Origin of the sequence: Halobacillus sp. Marseille-P3879 (assembly GCF_900240285.1) — a bacterium.
In the GTDB taxonomy this organism is placed as follows: domain Bacteria; phylum Bacillota; class Bacilli; order Bacillales; family Halobacillaceae; genus Halobacillus_A.
On sequence record NZ_OESS01000003.1, the window covers coordinates 169,213 to 191,615 of the forward strand.

Annotated in this window: 19 protein-coding genes; 15 read left to right on the forward strand and 4 right to left on the reverse strand. The window is 40.5% G+C overall.

Features of this window, described 5'->3' with window-relative positions; genetic code table 11:
* Positions 1-67: 67 nt before the first annotated feature.
* The 3 genes from C1A12_RS15425 to C1A12_RS15435 form a co-directional block, all read right to left on the reverse strand.
* Positions 68-1,021, reverse strand: a complete 954-nt coding sequence (locus C1A12_RS15425; protein WP_101845207.1) for a calcium/sodium antiporter — start codon at positions 1,019-1,021, stop codon at positions 68-70.
* A 295-nt stretch (positions 1,022-1,316) separates the two neighbouring features.
* Positions 1,317-1,586, reverse strand: a complete 270-nt coding sequence (locus tag C1A12_RS15430; RefSeq protein ID WP_101845209.1) for a hypothetical protein — start codon at positions 1,584-1,586, stop codon at positions 1,317-1,319.
* 543 nt (positions 1,587-2,129) lie between these two features.
* A complete protein-coding gene (locus C1A12_RS15435) occupies positions 2,130-2,519 on the reverse strand; it encodes a tautomerase family protein (protein WP_101845211.1) in 390 nt (129 codons plus the stop codon).
* A 193-nt stretch (positions 2,520-2,712) separates the two neighbouring features.
* On the opposite strand from C1A12_RS15435, the gene C1A12_RS15440 reads away from it, so the two are divergent.
* The 13 genes from C1A12_RS15440 (at position 2,713) to iolE (ending at position 18,227) form a co-directional block, all read left to right on the forward strand.
* Complete coding sequence (locus C1A12_RS15440) at positions 2,713-3,465, forward strand: DeoR/GlpR family DNA-binding transcription regulator (protein WP_101845213.1); 753 nt, start codon at positions 2,713-2,715, stop codon at positions 3,463-3,465.
* A gap of 232 nt (positions 3,466-3,697) precedes the next feature.
* Positions 3,698-4,516: a 5-deoxy-glucuronate isomerase gene (gene iolB, locus C1A12_RS15445; RefSeq protein WP_101845215.1), complete on the forward strand. Its 819-nt coding sequence runs from the start codon at positions 3,698-3,700 to the stop codon at positions 4,514-4,516.
* A 48-nt stretch (positions 4,517-4,564) separates the two neighbouring features.
* Positions 4,565-6,478, forward strand: coding sequence for a 3D-(3,5/4)-trihydroxycyclohexane-1,2-dione acylhydrolase (decyclizing) (gene iolD / locus C1A12_RS15450; protein WP_101845217.1), 1,914 nt, complete (start codon positions 4,565-4,567; stop codon positions 6,476-6,478).
* Positions 6,479-6,595: 117 nt separating this feature from the next.
* Complete coding sequence (locus C1A12_RS15455) at positions 6,596-8,008, forward strand: sugar porter family MFS transporter (protein WP_101845219.1); 1,413 nt, start codon at positions 6,596-6,598, stop codon at positions 8,006-8,008.
* A gap of 18 nt (positions 8,009-8,026) precedes the next feature.
* Positions 8,027-9,061, forward strand: a complete 1,035-nt coding sequence (locus C1A12_RS15460) for a Gfo/Idh/MocA family protein (RefSeq protein ID WP_101845221.1) — start codon at positions 8,027-8,029, stop codon at positions 9,059-9,061.
* 86 nt (positions 9,062-9,147) lie between these two features.
* A complete protein-coding gene (locus C1A12_RS15465) occupies positions 9,148-10,011 on the forward strand; it encodes a sugar phosphate isomerase/epimerase family protein (RefSeq protein ID WP_101845223.1) in 864 nt (287 codons plus the stop codon).
* A gap of 81 nt (positions 10,012-10,092) precedes the next feature.
* The gene (gene iolI, locus C1A12_RS15470) at positions 10,093-10,935 is read left to right on the forward strand and encodes a 2-keto-myo-inositol isomerase (protein WP_101845225.1); all 843 of its coding nucleotides are present in this window, start codon (positions 10,093-10,095) and stop codon (positions 10,933-10,935) included.
* 18 nt (positions 10,936-10,953) lie between these two features.
* Positions 10,954-11,832 (forward strand): class II fructose-1,6-bisphosphate aldolase, encoded by an 879-nt coding sequence (gene fba / locus C1A12_RS15475; protein ID WP_101845226.1) that lies wholly within the window; start codon positions 10,954-10,956, stop codon positions 11,830-11,832.
* Between the two features lie 72 nt (positions 11,833-11,904).
* Positions 11,905-12,843 (forward strand): aldo/keto reductase, encoded by a 939-nt coding sequence (locus C1A12_RS15480; protein ID WP_101845228.1) that lies wholly within the window; start codon positions 11,905-11,907, stop codon positions 12,841-12,843.
* Positions 12,844-12,924: 81 nt separating this feature from the next.
* On the forward strand, positions 12,925-14,292 hold the full coding sequence (locus C1A12_RS15485; protein ID WP_101845230.1) for a hypothetical protein: 1,368 nt from the start codon (positions 12,925-12,927) through the stop codon (positions 14,290-14,292).
* A gap of 212 nt (positions 14,293-14,504) precedes the next feature.
* Positions 14,505-15,506: a 5-dehydro-2-deoxygluconokinase gene (gene iolC, locus C1A12_RS15490; RefSeq protein WP_101845232.1), complete on the forward strand. Its 1,002-nt coding sequence runs from the start codon at positions 14,505-14,507 to the stop codon at positions 15,504-15,506.
* Positions 15,507-15,565: 59 nt separating this feature from the next.
* The gene (locus C1A12_RS15495) at positions 15,566-17,032 is read left to right on the forward strand and encodes a CoA-acylating methylmalonate-semialdehyde dehydrogenase (RefSeq protein ID WP_101845234.1); all 1,467 of its coding nucleotides are present in this window, start codon (positions 15,566-15,568) and stop codon (positions 17,030-17,032) included.
* A gap of 301 nt (positions 17,033-17,333) precedes the next feature.
* A complete protein-coding gene (gene iolE, locus C1A12_RS15500) occupies positions 17,334-18,227 on the forward strand; it encodes a myo-inosose-2 dehydratase (protein ID WP_101845236.1) in 894 nt (297 codons plus the stop codon).
* 275 nt (positions 18,228-18,502) lie between these two features.
* Here the strand turns inward: iolE and C1A12_RS15505 are convergent, their stop codons facing one another.
* Positions 18,503-19,507 (reverse strand): tRNA-dihydrouridine synthase, encoded by a 1,005-nt coding sequence (locus tag C1A12_RS15505; protein WP_101845237.1) that lies wholly within the window; start codon positions 19,505-19,507, stop codon positions 18,503-18,505.
* 417 nt (positions 19,508-19,924) lie between these two features.
* Here C1A12_RS15505 and C1A12_RS15510 point away from each other — a divergent pair, with 417 nt between their 5' ends.
* Positions 19,925-20,440: a pyridoxamine 5'-phosphate oxidase family protein gene (locus C1A12_RS15510; RefSeq protein ID WP_101845239.1), complete on the forward strand. Its 516-nt coding sequence runs from the start codon at positions 19,925-19,927 to the stop codon at positions 20,438-20,440.
* A 255-nt stretch (positions 20,441-20,695) separates the two neighbouring features.
* The gene (nagZ, locus tag C1A12_RS15515) at positions 20,696-22,357 is read left to right on the forward strand and encodes a beta-N-acetylhexosaminidase (RefSeq protein WP_101845241.1); all 1,662 of its coding nucleotides are present in this window, start codon (positions 20,696-20,698) and stop codon (positions 22,355-22,357) included.
* The last annotated feature ends 46 nt before the right edge of the window (positions 22,358-22,403 follow it).

Consider the following 22,403-nt stretch of genomic DNA (forward strand, 5'->3'; position numbering starts at 1 on the left):
TTAAAGGAGGGAAACCATTCTCATGGTTTCCCTCTAAAAAACAATTATGCGTTTTTAAGCATTCCAGTCAGTTTCTTAAAATGATGTAAACAAGATAAATGATGTACATGGTCATAAGGATGAAACCCTCTGTTTTTCCAATTTTATAATGAGTCCTTGAAAATAAGAACAATAACAAGCTCAGTACAATCATGATCATTACATCGATAAATATCTTTCCATTCACAGTTAAAGGCGAAATGACAGCTGAAGCCCCAAGTACAAATAAAATGTTAAAAATATTGCTGCCTACCACATTCCCTAGTGCAATTCCACTTTCTTTCTTAAATGCAGCGGATATGGAAGTCACCAGTTCAGGAAGCGACGTACCGATCGCAATGATGGTTAACCCTACTAATGTAGGACTCATGCCCAGGTCATAGGCAATCGCTGTTCCGTTGTCCACCACCAGGTCGCCACCAAAAATAATAGCGGCTAAACCTGCTAACGTTAAACCAGTGTTCTTTCCCCATTTAATGTTTGAAGGAACTGGTTCATCCACCGATTCTTTTCTGCTTTTCATTCCAACTTCAATCACGTAGTACATAAAAATAGATAAAAACAATAAAAAGATGATGCCGTCACTGCGTGTTAGCAAGTTTTCACTTAATCCCTGTAATTCCGTATCACTGATAAGTACGAGTAAAGCCCCACTAGCAAGCAATACGAATGGGATTTCTTTTTTGGTTGTTTCACTTTCTACCATTAATGGATAGAGGAAGGCTGCTATACCTACCACTAAAGTAACATTAAAGACATTACTTCCTACTACATTTCCGAGTGAAACTTCAGCATTTCCTTGTAGAGCTGCAATGATGCTGACTGTTGCCTCAGGAGAACTTGTGCCAAAAGCTACAATCGTTAACCCTATCAAAATAGGCGGGACACGCAGCAGCCTGGCAATGTTGGAAGATCCATCAACGAATAAATCGGCTCCTTTAATTAATAAACCAAAGCCGACAATTAATAAAACGTAAGCCATAGTTGTTCTTCAAACTCCTTTTTCTCAAACCATACCCTCTTTTGTTGCACTTAAAAAGCATAGGGATACAGCTTTTTACTGCTTACTAGTATGTGAAGGAGGGTGGGGGTTTTGAAGTGAGGGGACCTTAAAGGGGAGGGGGGCTGAATATAATGAAAAGAAGAACGGTTCCAAAAAATTCTCCTCTTAGAACCGTTCTTCTTTTATAGATGACTAAACTTCTTGAATAAAATGCTGGTGATTATTGATTATAGGATAACGATAATGATTTCATCAGGCACTATTGTTCAATCCTCTATTTAATTTTTGACAGTGTTTTTAATTCAAAATGGTCGGCTACGAGGTCGAAGTCACTGCTTACATTAAATAAGTGCAAGTCCGAAAAGTTATTAACGCTTTCCCATACATGCTGACCAACTTTGAAGGTGTAATATTCCCCTTCTGTGAATAAGCAGTGGTGGGGAGAGTCTAACACTTTCTTAAAAGATTCTTCATCTTTGGCTGCGTTAAGTGAAGTTGGAATCTTGCTGAAGATACTTCGTTTACATTTTGCCTCAAATTGCATCGTAAGCATCCCTTTCTAAATGTTATCGATTATTATAATTCTACCCAATAAGTCAGAAAATTATAACAATAAAATAGGGCGACTTGTTTTATCTGCATTAAAGCAAAATGTGGAGGCTATAAAGAGGGCAAAGGTTTTAAAAAGCAAATCACCTAATGAAAGAATAAAAGGGTAAGTCTAACGAAATTAAGATTCTCTTTGATAGAGGACAATAATAGAGGTTCAAATGATTACTCAGTAACTAAAAAAGGTTAATAAAAACATATCATCTCCTAGTAATTTAAAATACTGCAAATGCTTAAAGCCTCTCATGAGTTTGGTGGGCTCTTGAGAGGCTTAATTTGTCTGCACAGGCGTTGCTAAATGGAAGAGTATAGTGACATGGATAGCATCGAAAGGTTATTACCTTTCAAGCAGGAAATGATCCTGTTTCTGGAATATAAATTCTCTTAATACTTGTTGGTTAACTAATCACTGACTATAAACTATAGAACTTTATTAAAATGACCCAAGGGAAAGAATCTGAGCCGCCTCTTTAGTCACTTATAGTTTTCCAGTCAGGAACTGAGCTTCCCCATTTCCGAAACTCCAATCTGTATCCCCATTATTCGTTATCGATACCATGATGTCTTCAGGAGAGATATTGCACCATTCCTGAAGGTAAGCAGCTAAATTTTGATATAGGTGTTCCTTTTGTTCTTCTGTTCTATGTCTGCTTGTTAATGAAATAACGACCACATCCCTGCTTCGCTCAAATCCGAGGCCTGTATCTTGTATGATCATCTCCTGGACTGGGTGCTGATGAACAATCTGATAACGGTCACGGTCCGGCACTTGGAAAGCATCTACCATTGCTTCATGTGAAGCGTCCAATAATGACCGCAATTCTTCTTCAGATCTTCCTTCTACGAGATCAAATCGAACTAATGGCATTTATTTTTCCTCCTTGATTAATTTTATCATGAATATATCATAAAATTAAAAAAATATATACATTTAATCTAAAAATTCCTCATAAAATGGTGAAGTTTTGAGTGTTTTTTGGTAATATAGAGTGAGACAGAAATTAAAGTTTCATTTTTTTATGAATAAAAAACGAATACCAAATAAGATTGGGGTCATTGCAATGATAAAGATTAAGCGGATTAATGAACTTCTTCAGTATGTGGAAAAGAGGCAGACAGCCTCGCTGGACGATTTAGTTAAAGAATTTAACGTTTCTAAAAACACGATCAGGAGGGATGTCCAGGAATTAGTAGAACAGGGCAGGCTCAAAAAGGTGTATGGAGGAGTGTCAGCCAACAAATCTTCTACTGTACCCTACCATGACCGAAAAGTGCAAAATCAAGAAGGGAAAATTAAAATTGCAGAAATGGCAGCCTCCTACGTAGAGGATGGAGATATCATTTTTCTTGATTCCGGTACAACAACAGTAGAGATGTTGGAATTTATAAAGGATAAAAATTTGATAATCGTTACAAATAATCTTGATTTTACGCTCGAAGCCACTCCTTACAGTAATTTAAAGATTTATTCAACTGGCGGTATGTATGAGAGGACTACCAAGTCTTATGCAGGGCTGGAAAGTGCAGAATCGGTTAAGAATTATAATTTTAGTAAAGCATTCATGGCTTCTACAGGCATCTCTTTAACGAATGGGGTAACGAACTCTTCTCCTCAAGAGACACAGATTAAAAGTACGGTGGTCGATAGGAGTAAAGAAGTTTTCCTTCTGGTAGATCAGAGTAAATTCGATCATTATTCATTAACCACTTATTGTGATATAGAAGACATCGATTATCTAGTAACTGATAAACCGACGGAAGATAAATACAATCAGTTTGCTGAAAAAAATAATGTGAAGTTGATCTACCCATGACCTGTTCAGAATTACGCCCATTCATTTGAAAGAAAAATTCTGAAAAATGGTTGACTGAAAATAATTTTAGTAATATGCTTGAATCATAATTTAACAATAAGTTAACCAAAAGTTAACATTTTTGATGTCGTATACAGGGTTTAAGTTGTTTTATAGTTGTTTTAAGAATAACTGTTGGTTAATTATTTTGTGAGCGTTTAGTTGATGAAATTGAACTAATGGAGGGATGAAAATGAGTCATTTACTTAAAAAGCCTGAACATGTGGTGAAGTCTGAAGGTGTAACCATAGTTCACGATATTACAGGAGAACAAACCAATTTAGAGTATGTAGGGTTTAAAGTAGTGGACTTGGAAAAGGGTTCATTCTATGGTGAACAGTTGAATGATTCGGAGTGTTGTATAGTCGCTTTAACCGGCAAGGTTGATATCACTGCAGGCGAAGAAACATTTAAAAATCTCGGTACCCGTAACAGTGTATTTGAACAAAAACCAACGGATAGTGTGTATGTTTCAAATGATCGCATCTTTGAATTGAAAGCGGTTACTGACTCTCGGGTTGCTTTATGCTATTCACCTTCTGAAGAACAACTTCCCACTAAGCTGATTAAAGCGGACTCAATCGATGTGGAGCCTAGAGGGAAATACAACAACAAAAGAAAAGTACACAATATTCTTCCTGACAATGATCCCTCAGCCAACAGTCTTCTTGTGGTTGAAGTTTATACAGAGAGCGGAAACTGGTCATCCTATCCACCGCATAAGCATGATCAGGATAATTTACCTGAAGAATCTTTTTTAGAAGAAACCTACTATCATGAAATGGATCCTCAACAAGGTTTTGTATTTCAGCGGGTATATACAGATGATCGCTCCCTAGATGAAACGATGACAGCAGAAAATGGGGATGTTGTCATTGTTCCAAAAGGTTATCATCCAGTGGGAGTACCTGATGGATATACGTCCTATTATTTAAATGTAATGGCAGGACCTGTCCGGAAGTGGAAGTTCAATAATGATGATGATCACGAATGGATTGTAAATCGTGATTAAAAATCAATGAAAATATGAAACTAAAAAGAATGTAAAGGTGGACCGAATATGAAAGAAACGATTCGTTTAACAACCTCTCAAGCACTAATCAAATTTATAAATAACCAATATATTCATGTGGATGGAGAAGAGTTTCCTTTTGTAGAGGGGATTTTTAATATATTTGGTCACGGGAATGTTCTCGGGATAGGGCAGGCTCTTGAACAAGACTCTGGAGAACTGAAGGTCATCCAGGGAAAGAACGAACAAGGTATGTCGCTTGCAGCTATTGCCTACAGTAAAGAAAAACTCAGACAAAAAATCTATGCTGTCACAACCTCCGTAGGTCCAGGTTCGGCTAATACGGTTACAGCAGCAGCGACAGCTCTTGCGAATAATATTCCGGTATTGTTCTTGCCAGGTGATACATTCGCTACGAGGCAGCCAGACCCTGTTCTTCAACAGTTTGAACAAGAAAATAGTATATCGACTACAACCAATGATGCCTTGAAGCCTGTTTCTAGATATTGGGATCGTGTGACACGGCCGGAACAGTTAATGAGCAGTTTAATTCGCGCTTTTGAAGTTATGACTGACCCTGCAAAGGCAGGACCGGCGACAATATCAATCTCTCAGGATGTCGAAGGGGAAGCGTATGATTTCGATGCAGACTTCTTCAAGAAACGGATCCATTATATGGACAGGCCGATCCCGCGCGAACGTGAGTTAAAAGGTGCGGAAGAGTTAATCCGTAATAGTAAAAAGCCTGTCATTCTAGTAGGTGGAGGGGCAAAATACTCTCAAGCCCGTGAAATTCTAATAGATTTGTCTGAAAAGCATAATATTCCATTGGTAGAAACACAGGCAGGAAAGTCTACAGTAGAATCAGACTTCAAAAACAATCTAGGCGGTCTTGGTATTACAGGCACTCTGGCTGCTAATAAGGCAGCAAAGCAATCAGATCTCATTATTGGAGTAGGTACCAGGTACACCGACTTTGCTACTTCTTCAAAAACTGCTTTTGACTTTGAGAACACTCGCTTTCTTAATATAAACGTCAATCGAATGCAGTCCTATAAAATGGACGGATTCCAGGTAGTGGCCGATGCGAAACTTACTTTAGAGCAATTGCAGCCGATGCTGGATGGATATGAATCAGAATTTGGCCCGGAAATACAAGAGCTGAAATCTGAATGGCTGAAAGAGCGGGGGCGTTTGAGTGAAGTGGTTTACAACAGAGAATCCTTTGACCCTGAAATTAAGAACCACTTTTCACAAGAAGTTCTGAACGAATATGCAGATGTGTTGAAGACAGACCTTCCTCAGACAACTGCTCTGTTAAAGATAAATGAAACGATCGACCCGAGCAGTGTGATTATTTGTTCGGCAGGTTCTCTGCCTGGCGACTTACAAAGACTCTGGCATTCAACTGTACCGAATACTTACCATTTAGAATACGGTTATTCCTGCATGGGCTACGAAATTTCCGGAACACTTGGCTTGAAGCTTGCGAATCCGGATAAAGAAGTATATTCGATTGTTGGCGATGGAAGTTTTCTAATGCTTCATTCAGAGCTGATTACTTCTCTTCAATATCATGAAAAAATCAATGTTCTTCTGTTTGATAATTCTGGCTATGGCTGTATCAATAATTTGCAAATGGATCATGGCAGCGGCAGTTACTATTGTGAATTTAGGACAGATAAGAATGAAGTTATGAACATTGACTATGCGAAAGTGGCAGAAGGATATGGTGCGAAAACTTATAAAGTGCATTCCATGGAAGAATTAGAAGCAGCTTTGGAAGATTCAAAAAAACAGAAAGTCTCTACACTGATCGATATTAAAGTGTTGCCAAAGACGATGACAGACGGCTATCAAAGCTGGTGGAACGTAGGAGTAGCGGAAGTGTCCGAACAGCAAAGCGTTCAAAAAGCACACGAGTTTCGAATGAAGATGCTTGAGGAAGCGAAGCAGTATTAGTTGTTAAACCGGGGGAGTGGGGGCTCCATTCTCCTGAAAGTTTACTTATTTCAGCAAACGGTTACATTTTTAATTTTTCCAATATTAAAAATATGATAACTTTTGGAGGCCGAGGTAATGAAAAAAAATATGACCCCGCGGAAGTTTTTGTTTATCATCATTGCTTGTTCAACATTTGGCGGGCTTTTGTTTGGTTATGATACAGGCGTTATTAATGGGGCGCTCCCATACATGTCCGAAGAAAGTCAGCTTAATTTAACCCCCTTTCTTGAAGGGTTAGTGACTAGCTCGCTCTTATTCGGAGCAGCTATTGGAGCAATTGTTGGAGGCAGAGTATCTGATGGATTCGGTCGGAAGAAAACGATTATTTTCCTGGCAGTACTTTTCTTTATAGCTACGTTAGGGGTGTCTTTCGCACCGAGTGTAACTATCATGATCATCTTCCGATTTTTACTTGGACTTGCAGTTGGGGGAGCGTCTGTGACAGTTCCTACTTACTTGGCAGAAATGGCTCCATCCGAGAGCCGGGGACGGATGGTAACACAAAATGAATTGATGATTGTAACAGGGCAGCTTCTGGCCTTTACAATCAATGCTGTTTTAGGAAACATGGCTGAAGGAAACGATAGTATCTGGAGAATTATGTTATTAATAGCAGCTGTTCCTGCTGTGGTTTTATTCTTTGGTATGCTGCCGCTTCCGGAAAGCCCTAGATGGCTGATGAAAAATGAGAAAAAAGATCAAGCAATGGGTGTGTTGGACAAGATCCGCGAAAAATCAAAAGTGCGCGGGGAATATAACCAAATTGATGCCACAGTTATTATGGAAGAAAACATGGATAAGGCGACGTACAAGGACCTAACTGTTCCTTGGGTCCGACATATATTGTTTCTTGGTATAGGGATTGCGGTTGTTCAGCAAATCACCGGTGTTAACTCCATAATGTACTATGGAACCGTGATTTTAAGAGATGCTGGGTTTAGTACAAATGCGGCTTTAACAGCTAATATTTCCAATGGTGTTATCTCCGTACTTGCTACTTTTGTGGGAATTTGGCTGTTAGGAAAGGTCGGGCGCAAGCCTATGCTTCTGGTTGGCCAAGTCGGAACTTTAACGGCATTACTCTTGATTGGTATTTCATCTTTAGTTCTTGAAGGAACAGCTGCTTTACCGTATGTGGTTATCAGTTTAACGGTGATGTTCTTAGGTTTCCAGCAAGGGGCTATTTCTCCTGTTACCTGGCTGATGCTGGCGGAAATCTTCCCGCTGCGGCTGCGCGGTTTGGGAATGGGACTCTCGGTATTCGTTCTATGGATGGTTAATTTCGGGGTCAGCTTTGTTTTCCCTATTTTGCTTGCTGGGATCGGATTGTCTTCCACATTCTTTATATTTGCAGCTCTTGGAGTGTTAGCAATTGCGTTTGTGGCCAAGTTCCTGCCTGAAACAAAAGGTAAAACATTAGAAGAAATAGAGTCCTATTTTAAGAAACGAGAAAATCAAAAACAAAATATTAAAACAAAAGCTTTATAAAATTAGAGGAGGATTGCTATGACAATCAGAGTTGGAGTTATTGGAACAGGTGCAATTGGAAGAGAACATATCGACCGAATTGAGAACATTTTATCGGGTGGAGAAGTTAAAGCGGTTACAGATGTAAATCAAGAGTCAGCCTATAAAGCTGTAGAAGATTATAATTTGGATGCTGTTGTCTATCCTGACGATGTGGCTCTTGTAGGAGATTCAAACATTGATGCCGTTTTTGTAACAAGCTGGGGACCTGCTCATGAGCAGAGTGTTCTTCTAGCTATTGAAGCAGGGAAATATGTTTTCTGTGAAAAACCGTTAGCGACTACAGCTGAAGGGTGTATGAGAATTGTCGAAGCTGAACAGAAGCATGGGAAGCGTCTTGTGCAAGTAGGGTTTATGCGTCGTTACGATGAAGGGTACGTGCAGTTAAAAGCGGCATTAGACAATAACGATATCGGCGCTCCGCTGATGATCCGCTGTTCCCACAGAAACCCCGGGGTTGATGAGAATTATAAAACCAATATGGCAGTAACAGAAACATTGATCCATGAAATTGATGCCCTGCACTGGTTGATCAACGACAATTATCAATCGGTAAGAGTAGATTTCCCTAAAAAAACGAAGCACTCTCATGACGAGTTGCAGGACCCACAGGTCTTCACCCTTAAAACAAAGGGAGGCGTGCTGATTAATGCGGAAGTTTTTGTCAACTGTAAATACGGTTATGACATCCAGTGTGAAGTCATGGGAGAAGAAGGGATTGCTAATCTGCCGGAAGTAGCCAGCGTAGTTGTCCGTAAAGAATCGAAGCTGAGTTCAAACATCTTAAACGATTGGAAAGTAAGGTTTATGGATGCTTACAACAAAGAGCTGCAAAATTTCTTCGATTCACTGGAAAAAGAGGGACAACCTCAAGGTCCTACATCATGGGATGGATACATTGCGGCCGTAACTGCTGATGCTTGCCTGCAAGCCCAGGAAACGGGAGAAGAAGTAGGTATCAACCTTGAGGATACTCCGGATTTCTATAAAAAGGAAGCAGTTGTCCGAAATTAAATTATAATGAAATTTCATAAGAAAACCAGCTGGATATACAGCAAGTCAAGATGAATTCAAACCGTTTTAAAAAGGAGATGTTTACATTGCGTTTAGCATATGATCCATCACATTATCGTGACAATACAAATCTAAAAGATACGATCGATACTGTTGCTAGATTAGGGTATGAATATGTAGAGTTATCGCCGCGAAAAGATTTCATTTGGTTTAATGAATACCCTAAGGTGGATAAACAGCTGATTAAAGATTTAAAAAGATATTGTTCAGATGCCGGTGTCAAAATTTCTTCTGTACTCCCAGTTCAACAATGGTCTTCTCCTATTGAAGAAGAACGTCAAGCTGCAGTGCGAAATTGGAAACGTTGTATTGAAGTCACTTCTGAATTAGGGGTGGATTTAATGAACAGCGAGTTTGCCGGCGACAAAAGCCGTCCGGTTCAAAGTGAAGCGGCTTTTGTGAGGTCTATGGATGAGCTTATGCCACTTTTTGAAAAAGAGGGAATCAAACTTAATTTACAATCCCATCCACATGATTTTATTGAGTTAAATACAGAAGCTATTAAAATGATTCGGGCACTGGATAAAGAGTGGATTAAGTTAGTTTATTCTGTTCCGCATGCTTTCTTTTACGATGATGGAATTGGTGATGTTGAACAACACTTGGAGGAAGCGGGAGATTTACTTGACCATGTTTTAATTGCGGATACGCTCAATCATAAAGCTGCCTTTGGATTAAGGTATATTGTCAATCCACCTGATGCAAACGTTACGGTCCACCAGCATTTGAATCCTGGGGAAGGGGAAGTAAACTTTGAAGCACTCTATCGGAAATTAAGAGAAATGGAATTTGATGGGATTGTAACAAACTCAGTATTCTCTTACCCTGATAAACCTGAATGGTCCAATGAAGTCACTCTGAAATCGATTAAAGAGGGATTAAATATTTAATATTTGGAGATCCAGTCATCATTAAGAATTGGCGCGTCACATAGGCCGCCCCTATGTGACGCAGTTAAGGAGGAGCAGAGAATGAAATTGTGTTTTAACCAGGCGACAACGCTTGAAAACTCAAACCTTGAGAACGACTTAAATTATTGTGACAGGCATGGATATGATTACATTGAAATACGTGCAATGGATAAACTCCCTGAATACCTTGAATCCCATTCTTTGGAGGATTTAAAAAATTTTTTTCAGAACCATCATATTAAGCCATTAGCCTTAAATGCTCTGGTCTTTTTTAATAATCGGAAAAATGAAGAAGAAGTATTAAATGAGTTCACAAAAATGGTGGAAACAGGAAGCGAACTGGGTATTCAATATGTTGTTGCTGTTCCACTTGTAACAGAAGAGAAAATTTTGCTGAAGGACATTGAAGAAAGTTCAGTAAAAATGCTCAGAAAATTCTCTGACATTGCAGAACCTTATGGCATTAAGGTTGCTCTGGAGTTTGTGGGGCACCCAGAGTGCACGATTAATACATTTGAGCAGGCTTACGATATAGTGCAAAAGGCAGATCGTGAAAATGTAGGGTTAGTCTTTGACTGCTTTCATTTTCATGCCATGGGCTCAAGCTATGAATCTTTGAAAAAAGCAGACGGTAAAAAGATTTTTATTCTCCATATTGATGATACAGAAGATTTTCCAATTGGATTATTAAGAGATGAAGATCGTGTCTGGCCTGGAGAGGGTGCGATTGATTTAGATGGTCTCTTATCTACCTTGAAAGATATTGGTTATGAAGATGGAGTCGTATCTGTAGAGTTATTCAGACCTGAATACTATCAAATGGATGCAGAAGAAGTGATCAAGAAGGCTAAGGATACCACCTTGAACGTCGTATCAAGGCATTATGACACTCAACCAATTTAAATAAGAGGATTGATACCTATGAATACGAAAGAAAATGTGCTGTCTACTCTCGTATCTATGGAAGAGATGCTGTTAAAAGCAAAGCGGAAAAATTATGCGGTAGGCCAATTTAATATTAATCACTTGGAATCCATCCAGGCTTTTCTAGCTGCAGGAGAGGAAGAGAAATCTCCATTAATATTGGGAGCATCTGACCGATTGATCGATTATCTCGGCGGGTTTCAGACGGTAGTATCTATGGTGGAAAGCCTTGTCAAAGAGATGTCTATTACTGTACCGGTTGCCTTGCATCTTGATCATGGCAAGAGTATCGAACGCTGTAAAGCTGCTGTGGATGCTGGTTTCACATCCGTTATGATCGACGGCTCGCAATACCAAATTGATGAAAATATACAAATGACAAAAAAAGTAGTCGATTACGCTCATTCTAAAGGGGTTTCTGTAGAGGCTGAGGTTGGATCTGTCGGCGGAACGGAGGATGGCGTGGTCGGCGGGGTGAAATATGCTGATCCTGAGGAATGCTTAAAGCTGGTCGAAGAGACTAATGTAGATGCATTGGCAGCAGCTCTCGGTTCTGTCCACGGCCCTTACCAGGGGGAACCGAAGTTAGGTTTTGATGAGATGAAACAAATCTCTGAAATGACCCAAGTGCCGCTTGTGCTCCACGGAGGATCCGGCATTCCCGTTTATCAATTACAAAAAGCGATCACGCTCGGACACGCCAAGGTAAATGTCAACACAGAGTGTATACAAGCGTGGACGAACGCGGTTAGAAAAGTTCTGAATGCTGATGCGCAAGTGTATGAACCCAGACTTTTTCATACGCCGGCTAAAGAAGCGATGAAAGAGATGGCCAAAAGTAAGATGAGAGAGTTTATGAGCAGTAAGAAAGCATGAAGAGGAGGGGGCCTGTAATAGGTCGCCTTTTTAAATAGACATAAATACTTCTATTAGAAAGGGGTAAGTAAAATGGCTGAAAAAACTAGAATTGGACGCACAGACTTATATGTAAATCCCATCGGACTTGGAACCAACGCTGTCGGCGGCCATAACTTGTATCCAAATCTTGATGAACAGCAGGGAGTGGATATGGTAAAAGAATCTGTGGAAAATGGTGTAGATTTTCTGGATACCGCTTTTATATATGGTCCTGGATATTCGGAAGAGTTAGTAGGAAAAGCGATCAAAGAAATGGGCAATCGCAATGAAGTGGTCTTAGCTACGAAAGGTGCCCAAAAGTTTGTTAATGGTAAGGAAGTTCTGGATAACTCTCCTGCCTTTCTTAAGCAATCAGTGGAAGAAAGTTTGAAGCGTCTCCAGACTGATTACATCGATTTGTACTATATTCATTTTCCTGACGAAGACACTCCGAAAAGTGAAGCTGTAGGGGCTCTCAAAGAACTAAAAGACGAAGGTAAAATACGTTCCATTGGTGTTTCCAATATGAGCCTTGATCAGCTGAAGGAAGCCAATCAGGACGGGTACGTCGATGTATTTCAAGGGTTATACAATTTATTGCAGAGAGATTCAGAAAAAGAGCTCTTCCCTTACACTCTTGAAAATAACATTTCCTTTGTGCCGTTTTTTCCGTTAGCGTCGGGTCTTCTTGCAGGTAAATACGACAAACATACAACGTTCCCGGAGTCTGATTTGCGCTCCAGCATGCCTCATTTTCAAGGGGATGCGTTTATGAATAACCTGGAAAAAGTAGAGCAGCTGCATAAGATCGCGAATCAGAAAGGTATCGATATCCCTCATTTGGTGCTTGCCTGGTACCTGGCGCATGAGGCTGTGGATGTAATTATTCCCGGAGCAAAAAATGGAGAACAAGTAAAAAGTAATTTAAAAACGCTCGAAGTGGATATAAGTAAACAAGAATTTGATGAGATTGACAAACTATTTGCCTAGCATCTAATTAGCAGGCGAGGGGGGGCATCCTCCCCCTTCTGTATTGTTTATTCATACTCCTGATACATTGGAGAGGTTGATATGAAGCAAGGGTTGTCTGAGCGGCTGTTTATTTTATATTCCTTAGTTTTAGCTTTGTACTTGGTGGATGTGTTCCTGGTTATCACATACCTTAATTGGGCAGTAGCAATTTTAGCTGTTCCGATGCTATTGCTTTCATTTTTTTACGCAACCCGTTTGTTTCAAGTCCTGGGAGGTATATTTCTAACTGCTGGAAGCTTAATGTTTCTTACAGCCGGTATCCCCTTTCACTATTTCCCTTTGTACCTTATATCTAATATGAATCTCCTGGCTTTTTTAAGCATGCTGCCATGGATCAATAGTGCTGCTTATATTGGACGTTATGAGAAAAATATTAAAGGGCTTATGAAAGTGAATGTAAGTCACCTAGGTGATTTGTACCCTAAAAGTGTTTTTACAAGCGGCACTTTAATGATGTTCTTGAATTTATCAGCTGTGAACTTGTCCCAGGGAATATTGATAGATTCATTAAAGAGAATGGAAAAAAGAATTCGTGATCGATTTATTGCGAGGTCCACAATTCGGGCTTATGCCTTGACCATGATATGGAGTCCGATGGAAATTATCGTCGGGATCGTGGTTGATGCTACAGGGATCAGCTATCTCAGTTATCTTCCCTGGCTATTACTGATATCGTTCACCGTTTTAATCATCGACTTACAGCTGGAAAAGCACTCGTTTCGGTCAATTCCTTATAAAGGGGATGGATTAGCAGATAGATATAAGGCTAAGAAGGATATCTATTTGAAAATGCTCAAATTAATGATGATTTTAGGGTTGTTCTTAGCTGCGGTGATGATAACAAGCCAGTGGTTTCAACTTAGTTTTATTCTTGCTGTTACCCTTGTCATTTTTCCGTTTTCTCTTGTTTGGGCTTTCTTTATGAAAAAAGTTTTTCTTTTCTTAAGAATTGGATACAAAACATGGCGGCAGAAAACAAACCACTTGCAGAATTTTGTCGTCCTTTTTATTTCTTTATCCTTTTTTTCGAAGAGTCTTAACCAAACTGAGGCTCTTACGTGGATTCAATATCCCTTTACTACATTTAAAGAATACCCTGTGATTATTCTTGGTTTAATTTTATTCACTTACATAGGGATGGGTCTCCTGGGAGTACACCCGATTGCAACAATTGGTGTATTGCTTGAAATCTTACAACCGTTTTTTGAAGTCTTCAACCCTATGGGAATTGGAGTGATGTTGATTGTAGGTGCTTTGGCTACAGCAAGTTCTGGAACGTATGGGATTGTGGTTACTATGACATCCGTGAATACCCAGCAAAACCCATATGCCATTACATTGACGAACTTGCCCTTTACTTTGATTTTTGGCTTTATTGGAATAGTCGTTTCCTATTTTTTGATATGAGTAAGTTTAGAGAGGAAAAATCCTGTTTTATAGCTTTTGTTGGATGTGTTTGAGTAATTTTAGGTTAATTTTTGATTATATTATGTAACTTTTCGTTGCAATTATACTCAAAGTATTATATTGTAAAGTTAAGATATTTAAACGCTTTCAGTTGAATAAGCGAAGGAAGAGTCTACGATTCTTAAAAGTTATGAATTAATGGAGGGGATCACGTGTATAACTTAGATTTCAAAGAAGATCGACCCTTAGATCTTATTGGAATTGGAAGACTTTGCATTGATTTAAATGCAGACCAGTTTAACCGTCCAATGGAAGAAACAAAATCTTTCACAAAATATGTCGGAGGTTCCCCGGCGAATATTACTATTGGAGCTGCAAGACTAGGGTTGAAACCAGGATTTATCGGTAAGGTTTCAGATGATCAAATGGGTCGTTTCATTGTCGATTATTTAAAAGGAGACCAAATTGATACATCAAATATAGCTGTTGACCATACAGGAGCCGTTACAGGCTTGGCCTTCACTGAAATTAAGAGTCCAGAGGATTGCAGCATCTTAATGTATCGGGATAACGTGGCAGATTTAAAACTAAGCACAGATGATGTTTCTGAGGATTATGTAAAAAACGTAAAGGCCCTGCATATCTCTGGGACGGCACTTGCAGCAAGTCCTTCGAGAGAAGCTGTATTCCTAGCATTGGAATACGCCAGGAAACACGGGGTAGTGGTTATTTTTGATATTGACTACCGTCCATACACCTGGAGCAACGATAAAGAAACAGCTACGTATTATAACCTGGCTGCGGAAAAATGTGATGTCATTATTGGAACACGTGATGAGTTCGACATGATGGAACAGTTCGAAAAAGAAAAGAAAACAGACGAAGAGACTGCTTCAAAGTGGTTTAGTCATAACGCTGAAATTGTGGTGATTAAGCACGGATCAAAAGGCTCCTTCGCTTATACAAAAGACGGACACTCACATACGAGCGGTACTTTTAAAACTAAAGTCTTGAAAACCTTTGGTGCCGGCGACTCCTATGCATCCGCATTTATTTATGGTTTATTCCAACAGTGGGACTTATCAAAAGCGATGGAATATGGAAGTGCTTCTGCTGCTATTGTCATTTCAAGACATAGTTGTTCAGACGCAATGCCGACGGCTAATGAAATTGATAACTTTATGGCAAAAGCAGAAAGACAGGAGATTTCATAGTTTTTCTGGAATATAAAGAATCTTATATAAATCCATCATTATTTAAGGAGGATATTTAAATGAGTAATGTGACAAGTGAAGTAAAAACACTAAAAAATTATGTTGGCGGCGAATGGGTGGATGCGAAAAGCGACCAAACAGAAGAGGTTTACAACCCAGCCACTGGAGAAGTCATTGCCAGGGTGCCAATTTCCTCACATGAAGATGTAGATTATGCAGTGAACGTTGCTAAGCAAGCTTTCCAGGAGTGGAAAGAGGTGCCTGTTCCGAAAAGAGCGCGTATCTTATTCAAATATCAGCAATTGCTTGTCGATCACTGGGATGAATTAGCGGAATTAATTACGATAGAAAATGGTAAAAACTTAAAAGAAGCAAAAGGTGAAGTTCAACGAGGAATTGAAAATGTTGAATTTGCGACAGGGGCCCCGACTCTTATGATGGGTGACCAACTGCCATCAATTGCGAATGGTCTTGAATCAGGCGTGAGCCGCTATCCAATCGGAGTGATTGGAGGAATCACACCATTTAACTTCCCGATGATGGTTCCTTGCTGGATGTTCCCAATGGCCATTGCTACAGGAAACACCTTCATTATGAAGCCGTCTGAACGCACGCCGCTGCTGGCCAACCGCTTAGCTGAGCTTTTAGAAGAAGCAGGACTGCCAAAAGGCGTATTTAATATCGTTCATGGTGCTCACGACGTTGTAAACGGGCTTCTTGACCATAAGCAGGTTGCTGCAATCTCCTTTGTTGGATCTCAACCAGTAGCAGAATATGTTTATAAGCGTGGTACAGAAAACTTGAAACGTGTACAAGCTCTTGCTGGAGCGAAAAACCATTCTATCGTTTTAAATGATGCGAACCTTGATAATGCTTCAACTCAAATTCTTAATGCGGCATTTGGTTCAGCTGGAGAACGTTGCATGGCTGCCTCTGTAGTTGCTGTTGAAGATTCTGTAGCGGATGAGTTTATTGATCAGCTTCAGAGTAAAGTAGACGAGATCAAAATTGGAAACGGCCTTGAAGATGATGTTTTCTTGGGACCGGTGATTCGTGAACAGCACAAAGAACGTACGATCGGCTATATTGAAAAGGGTGAACAAGAAGGCGCGAAGCTTATCAGAGATGGTCGTCAAGATGTGACCTCCCAGGAAAAAGGTTATTTTGTCGGACCAACCATTTTCGATAATGTAACCACTGAAATGAAGATCTGGCAGGATGAAATCTTTGCACCTGTTCTTTCAATCGTACGAGTTAAGAATTTAGATGAGGCTGTAGAAGTCACGAATGAATCCCCATTTGCCAATGGAGCCTGCATTTTTACTAGAGATGGGGGCAGTGTCCGGCAGTTCCGTGAAACGATTGATGCAGGTATGCTTGGGGTCAATATTGGAGTTCCGGCACCTATGGCATTCTTCCCGTTCTCTGGTTGGAAAAACTCTTTCTATGGAGACTTGCATGCCAATGGCAAGGACGGCGTAGAATTCTTTACTCGTAAGAAAGTCATGACCACACGCTGGGTATAAGTCAGCGGAAAAAAGCTGGGACATAAGTTAAGCAGTAATGTCGAACAACGAACATTCGTATAAACGCAGATCATTAGCGTAGTCAAATAGGAAGAATCCTGTGGGAACAGCGCGAGCCGACCCGCAGGAAAGCGAAGTATTTTGACGGAGCGATGTTGTGGGTTCTCTTTACCATAAAATAATCCGAACCGATTTCTACAGAATCATTCGGATTATTTTATGATTTATTCATTTTTGTCCCAGTCTGTTTTTTCTGTATAAATTTGTAAGCGTTTATAAAAGGGTAGGAGGCTGATGGAAGATGTTTAAAGATCAGACGGTTCAACTGGGGATTTGCCCAATCGGCTGGACTAATGATGATATGCCTGAATTAGGGAGCGGGAATACTTTTGAACAGTGTGTCAGTGAAATGGCACTAGCAGGATTTGAGGGAACAGAAGTAGGTAATAAATATCCAAAGGATCCACAGCAGTTAAGGAAAGCACTTGAATTACGGCATCTGCAAATTGCCAGTGCATGGTTTAGTTCCTTCCTCACTACCCGTCCTTTTCAGGAGACAGAGGAAGCTTTCATAAAACATCGTGATTTTCTTCATGAAATGGGTGCTGAAGTTATAGTAGTATCTGAACAGGGGCGCAGTATTCAAAAAGAGGATGTTCCTTTATTTGAAGCTAAGCCTCATTTCAATGAAGAAGAATGGGAACGTTTAGCTGAAGGTTTAAACCTTCTCGGTGAGCATGCTCATGAGAAAGGGATGAATATTGTATTTCATCATCACATGGGTACAGGTGTACAGACAAAAGATGAAATCGATAAGCTGATGAATATCACAGATGAAGACAAGGTCTCTCTTCTATTTGACACGGGACACCTTTATTTATCTGGTGAGGATCCACTGGATGTGTTAAAACTGCATTTGCCCCGGATCAAACATGTTCATTTAAAAGATGTTAGAGATAATGTTGCAGCACAGGTCCGGCAGAAAAAGACGCCATTTCTTGAAGGCGTAAAAGAAGGGATGTTTACAGTGCCGGGAAACGGAGACATTGACTTTGGTCCGATTTTTGAAACGTTAGCCCACCGGGATTATAGAGGATGGATGCTGGTTGAAGCTGAACAGGATCCGGCAAAAGCCAACCCCCTGGAACAAGCTATTATTGCCCGGAATTATATAAGAGAAAAAGCGAAGATTTAGTATTGAATTTATTGAGTGTTAACAAAAAAAGTTTCTCCCTAGATAGAGAAGCTTTTTTGTATTTGTATAGATCATTTATCTTGGATAAAAAGTGTTGAATGAAGGTTAGTAAATATCAACAAGGACCTGAACGAGGTGGGGACTGCTTTATTCTGCACTACACATGCTTTTTTGTAAACGTTACTAACACTACGCTTAGTGGTTGGAATAGTCCCTTCTGCTCCTCTGCCAATAAAAGAGAGGAAAGCCCAATGGGCTTTCCTCTCTAAAAAGACTTACCTCGAAACAGAAAAACTTTTTTCTTCCGTTACTCCACCATATTCTTCTTTAAACTCATCAAGCAGTGCACGTACTTCCTCGGTGGATTTCGTGCTCATCAGCTGATTCCTTAACTCACTTGCTCCCCGGAAACCGCGGACATATATCTTGAAGAAGCGGAGAAGCGGCTTGAAAAGACGCGGCTCAAGTTCTTCGGAATATTTATCATGCAGATCGAGCTGCAGGCGAAGGAGGTCAAGTAGTTCTTCGCTTGTGTGCTCTTTCTTTTCTTTTTCAAAAGCAAACGGGTTGTGGAAGATGCCGCGGCCGATCATTACTCCGTCCACACCGTATTTTTCCACGAGTTCAAGTCCTTTCTGTCGATCAGGAATGTCTCCGTTAATCGTCAGAAGCGTATGAGGCGCAACTTCATCACGGAGCTTCTTGATCTCGGGAATCAGTTCCCAGTGAGCCGGGACTTTACTCATTTCTTTTTTCGTACGGAGGTGAATGGAAAGGTTTGCGATATCCTGTTCCAGGAGATGCTTCAGCCAGTCATGCCACTCGTCTACTTTCGAATAACCGAGACGGGTTTTCACACTGACGGGCAGGCCACCCGCTTTGGCCGCCTGGATGATGTCGGCTGCAACATCCGGTCGACGGATAAGTCCGCACCCTTTTCCTTTCGTTGCGACATTAGGTGCAGGACAGCCCATGTTGATATCAATGCCTCGATACCCCATCTCTGCCATACCGATACTCATTTGGCTAAAGTATTCGGGCTTATCTCCCCATATGTGCGCGACGATCGGCTGTTCATCTTCTGTGAACGTCAGCCGTCCCCGCAGGCTGTCTTTTCCTTTTGGGTGGCAGTAGCTCTCCGTATTCGCAAACTCTGTAAAAAACACGTCGGGTCTTGCGGCTTCACTTACGACATGACGAAAAACAACATCAGTTACGGCTTCCATCGGAGCCAGCACAAAAAACGGTCGCGGCAGCTCATGCCAAAAGTGATCTTTCATAATATATCTAAACCTTTCTTAAGGAACGCTGTTGTTCCAAAATTTAAAAGTGAAATGTTCCTGCTTTCTTATCTATAACCAGTTAGGATGGGTTTCAACCAGTATATACTTTAATAGTATCGACCGAAAAGTGCAAGGGGAATATGGGATGTTGTAAGCGCAGGAAAAGAGCTGGAAGGTTCTTATTCTTCTCTCCCATTAAGGGGTATCATAACTTATACCAAATTTAGCGTGTGAAAGCGACGTCGGGATATTTCTAAAAATCCCAATAATTATTTACCGGGAAAGAATTTTAACGAAAAAAATCTAACAATGAATGAGGGTTGGGAAAAGTGTAATTTTGTGGCTTTCCGGGAAAAGAAAAAAGAAGATATGATAGATGGCCAACTGCTTAAGACGAGAAGGAGGGAACCATAAATGGCTGATCAACCAACCGAAAACCAGGAAACCATTAAAAAAATCAAAGATTTGATTAAAGATGAGAAGGTGGCAATGCTGACTACGGTATCCCCGGAAGGCAAGCTGATGTCCCGGCCCATGCACACGCAAGAAGTAGAAATGGATAAGGAAGCGATTTGGTTCATTACAGAAAAAGACACAGAGAAATATAGGGATATCGACCATAACCCTGCGGTTAACTTAGCATACGCCGGCAAATCCTATGTATCGATCAGCGGCACTGCTGAATTTGTCCAAGATGACAATAAGAAGAAAGAGTATTGGAATAAGATTCTCGGTAAACTGCTGAACACTTCTGCCGACGACCCAAATGTTGTACTTGTCAAAGTGACACCTGAAATCGCTGAATACTGGGAATCCGGCATAAGCGTTAAGACCGTTAAGGAATTTGTGAAAAAGATGGCCAGCAGTAATTCATTAGAAGAGGACAATGATTTAAAAGATACTGTTCACTTTAATGAAAACAGGAAATAACATTTGTTAGGTATATTTAGAGAAAATCCGAGTGATATTAGAAGAAATAGTGGAAACAAATTAAAAAAAGTCTTCACATAATTTGATCCGAACCCCGAATAAAGTCACTTTTTTAAAAGTGTCTAATATTCGGGGTATAGTTCATAAGAGGCATTTATACATATAGTTGATTCTTCAAAAGAAGGCTGATCTCAAGCAGCGATAATGAAGGTAGAAATGAATACGGATTAAATGAAAAGCGCGGAGGAATTTACGATGTTCAAGCGTATGAACATAATTATTATCATTTCCCTCATCGTTCTTGGGGCAGCTTTCATTTTTATTACCTTTTCGGACGGTGATGAAAAGGACAAACAAGCAGGCGAACAACCACCCCCGGGTAATGGGGATGGAGAAGGCTCAGAACCATCTTTGGACACTATATTTGATCTGGCCGAACAAGGAAAAATCCCGGACAGCCCGATCGTGATTGGTGAAACGACTGCCAATGATGTCCAGGAAGCTTGGGGAAAACCAGAGGAGACCGATGACACGGATGCTGGTCTTTTTTTAAACTATTCATCACGTGACATTGATGTTGGTATTGCGGAAAATATTGTGTCCGATGTGCGTTCGTCAGAGGAAAAAGTGACCTCGTTCAATCTGGATACGATAAAATCATATAAGAAACCTGATGATACGCGATACTATCAGGACGAGGATTACGATCAGATCATTCTTGTTTATGATATTTCTGATGATTATGTTTTGAAGTGGGTGCTGCCGAAACCTGACGATGATGCTGATAATCCAGAGGTGAACCATATTTCGTTATCTAAAGAAATAAACGAAGGCGACAATTCTGATGATATGAGCCTTGATGAAAAGATCGGACAAATGATTTTTGGCGGAGTTAACGGAACTGGAATGAACGCCGACACAAGGAAGCTCATTGAGGAGTATCACATTGGAGGCCTCATTTTATTTGGCCATAACATCGAAAGTGCCACGCAAACCATCGACTTTTTAAATGATATGAAAACGGCTAATGCTGACAACCCTAACCCATTATTGCTGGGGGTCGATGAAGAAGGCGGCAGTGTAACACGCATGCCTGACCAAATAAAAAGCCTGCCGACGAGCCGTTCGATTGGGAAACTGAGCGATCCGGAGGTGGCCTTTAATGCCGGCACCATTCTCGGAGAACAGATGCAGGCACTCGGTTTCAATTTAGATTTCGCGCCGGTTCTTGATGTGAACAGCAATCCAAATAATCCTGTTATCGGGGACCGTTCGTTTGGAGACAACCCGGAGATTGTCACCCGGCTTGGCATCCAGACAATGAAAGGGATCCAGAGTGAAGGAGTTATTTCTGTTATAAAACATTTTCCAGGGCACGGGGATACCGGTGTGGATTCGCACTTGGAACTCCCACAGGTCGATAAAAGTTACGAGGAGTTAACCAAACTGGAACTTTTACCGTTCAAGAAAGCACTCTCAGAGGGTGCCGATGTAAGCATGATTGCTCATATCCTGCTGCCGCAAATTGACAAGGTTTACCCTGCATCTATGTCGAAAGAGGTAATTACGGGTATGTTGCGAGAAGATTATAATTTTGATGGTGTGGTCATCACCGACGACTTGACGATGGGTGCCATTACTGATCACTATAATGTCGCTGATGCTGCTGTAGAGACCGTTAAAGCTGGTGGAGATTTACTGCTTGTTGCCCATGATCCAGATTTGGTTGTTACTGTTTTTGAGGAATTAAAAGCGGCTGTGGAAAATGGAGAAATAAGTGAGGACAGGATTGACGAAAGCGTGGAACGCATTACCCATTTGAAAGAAAAATACCAGCTATCTAATGAAAAGACACCAGCCCCTGATTTCCAACCAATCAATGAGAAGGTAGAAGAGATTTTGCAGAAGGTCTCTTGAGCCGGGGGAAGCTGAAGATCATTACATTCAATGGTCTTCAGCTTTT